The organism is Mesorhizobium sp. M7A.F.Ca.US.006.04.2.1 (assembly GCF_004022915.1).
Lineage (GTDB): Bacteria > Pseudomonadota > Alphaproteobacteria > Rhizobiales > Rhizobiaceae > Mesorhizobium > Mesorhizobium ciceri.
Genome location: NZ_RZQA01000883.1, coordinates 1 through 2,508, shown reverse-complemented (window position 1 = coordinate 2,508; position 2,508 = coordinate 1). Strand labels below are relative to the sequence as shown.

2 protein-coding genes are annotated in these 2,508 nt (G+C 62.2%); both read right to left on the bottom strand.

Features of this window, described 5'->3' with window-relative positions:
• Nucleotides 1-69: 69 nt before the first annotated feature.
• On the bottom strand, nt 70-417 hold the full coding sequence (locus EN925_RS31630) for an antibiotic biosynthesis monooxygenase (protein ID WP_013532546.1): 348 nt from the start codon (nt 415-417) through the stop codon (nt 70-72).
• Between the two features lie 108 nt (nt 418-525).
• Nucleotides 526-2,406: an ABC transporter ATP-binding protein/permease gene (locus EN925_RS31625; protein WP_127369359.1), complete on the bottom strand. Its 1,881-nt coding sequence runs from the start codon at nt 2,404-2,406 to the stop codon at nt 526-528.
• Nucleotides 2,407-2,508: the final 102 nt, after the last annotated feature.

The window sequence follows — 2,508 nt, the reverse complement described above, 5'->3', positions numbered from 1 at the left end:
CGCCCGCACCGGCCAGGTGTTCAGCGTCGAAGCGCCGGCACCTGGCATCGGCTGGCCGTAACAGCCTTGCTACAGCCCGGGAACCCTCTGATAGTTGGCGATGTCGGCGCGAACGCCGAGCCGGGCGATCGTCTCCTGCGGGTTGAAGGCGATGCGCTCGTGCGCGGCCTTGACGATCGGCACGACATTGTCGACGGCCGCCTGGCTTTCCCATTCGACGATGGTGACGAGGTTGAATTCGCCCGGCCCGGAGAATTGCTCGAGCAGGAAATCCTGCACGAAGCCATGCTGCAGGCGCAGCAATTCATGCGTTGTCCTGACCTTGGCGAGTATCTCCTCGCGGGCGCCGGCCGGGACGACGAATTTGTCTACCCTGAACACGCTGCCGCCGTTAACAGTCTGATTTATCTTGCTCATTTCGATTGCTCCGTTCCTGGATCATGGTGTTTTTTGGGCTCCAGGAACGGCCTACAATCTCAACTTAAGTTGAGATCAAGTGCAAAAATCAGATCACACGCCGAACCTTCAATTCACCTCCGACGTGCGCCGGCGGACGATGACACCAAGTTCGTCGCCTTCGCGAGCCAAGCGCAGCCGCTCTTCGGCCTCGGTCGCCTCGCGCTGGCGGTCCCACATCGAGGCGTAGAGGCCATGCTTGCGCATCAGCTCGGCATGGGTGCCGCGCTCGGCGATCTGGCCGTCCTGCAGCACGATGATCTCATCGGCCGTGATCACCGTCGACAGGCGGTGAGCGATGACGATGGTGGTGCGGCCACGGCTGACCAGATCGAGCGCGGCCTGGATCTCCTGTTCGGTGTGGCTGTCGAGCGCCGAGGTCGCTTCGTCGAGCATCAGGATCGGCGGCGCCTTCAAAATGGTGCGGGCGATTGCCACGCGCTGCTTCTCGCCGCCCGAAAGTTTTAGCCCGCGTTCGCCGACCATCGACTTGTAGCCGTCAGGCAATCGCTCGATGAACGGGCCGATCTGAGCGAGTTCGGCCGCCTTGCGCATATCCTCCTCGCTGGCACCGATGCGGCCATAGCGGATGTTGTAGGCGATGGTGTCGTTGAACAGCACGGTGTCCTGCGGCACCATGCCGATCGCCCCGCGCAGGCTCTCCTGCGTCACGTCCCTGATATCCTGGCCATCGATCAGCACCTGGCCGCCCTGCACGTCGTAGAAGCGGAACAGAAGCCGCGAGATGGTCGACTTGCCGGCACCCGAAGGCCCGACAATGGCGACGGTCTTGCCGGCCGGCACCTCGAAGCTGATGCCCTTCAGGATCTTCCGGTTCGGGTCATAGGAGAAGTGCACGTCGCGGAACTCGACCTTGCCGGCGCTGACCGCGATTGGCCTGGCATCCGGCTTGTCGACGATCTCCTGCGGCACATCCAGCAGATCGAACATCTGCTCGATATCGGTGAGCCCCTGGCGGATTTCGCGGTAGATGAAGCCGATGAAATTGAGCGGCACCGACAGCTGCATCAGCATGGCGTTGATGAAGACGAAGTCACCGACCGTCTGCGTGCCGGCCTGCACTTCGAGCGCCGACATGCACATGACGATGACGGTGCCCAGGCCGAAGATGATGCCCTGCCCGAAATTCAACCAGCCAAGCGAGGTCCAGATGCGCGTCGCGGCGACCTCGTAGCGTGCTATGGAGCGGTCGAAGCGCTCGGCTTCCATGCCCTCATTGTTGAAATATTTCACCGTCTCGTAGTTGAGCAGCGAGTCGATTGCCTTGGTGTTGGCGTCGGTATCGCTGTCGTTCATGTCGCGGCGGATCGAGATGCGCCAGTCGCTGGCGCGGACCGTGAACCAGACATAGACCCAGACGGTGACCGCGACGACGACCACATATTTCCAGCCATAGGTGTAGGCGAAGATGCCCGTGGTCAGCGCGAATTCGAGGATGGTCGGCGCCGTGTTGAGCATGATGAAGCGCACGATCGTCTCGATGCCCTTGGTGCCGCGCTCGATGATGCGCGACAGGCCGCCGGTGCGGCGCTCGAGATGGAAGCGCAGCGACAGTTGGTGCATGTGAACGAAAGTACGGAAGGCGAGCTGGCGCACGGCATATTGGCCGACGCGGGCAAACAGCGCGTCGCGCAACTGATTGAAGCCAAGCTGCACCAGGCGCACGACATTGTAGGCGACGACCAGCATGACGGGCGCCAGCAGGAAGCTCGGCAGCGGCGGCGCCGATTTGGCGTCGCCGGCCAGCGCGTCGGTCGCCCATTTGAAGAAATAGGGACCGGCGACCAGCGTCAGCTTGGCGACGACCAGCAACAGCGTCGCCCATGTGACCCGGGCTCTCAGATCGGCGCGATCCGCTGGCCACATGTAAGGCCACAAATTGAGCAGCGTCTTGAAAGTCGAGGAGTCGGAGACGGTTTTTTCGGCCATTTCTTGTGCCTTCTTCTTATTTCAGCGGCCGGAGCAGCAGGAATTGACGAGAGCGGCCACCGATGCGGAGACATCGGCGAGCGCGGCATGGTCGATCGCATA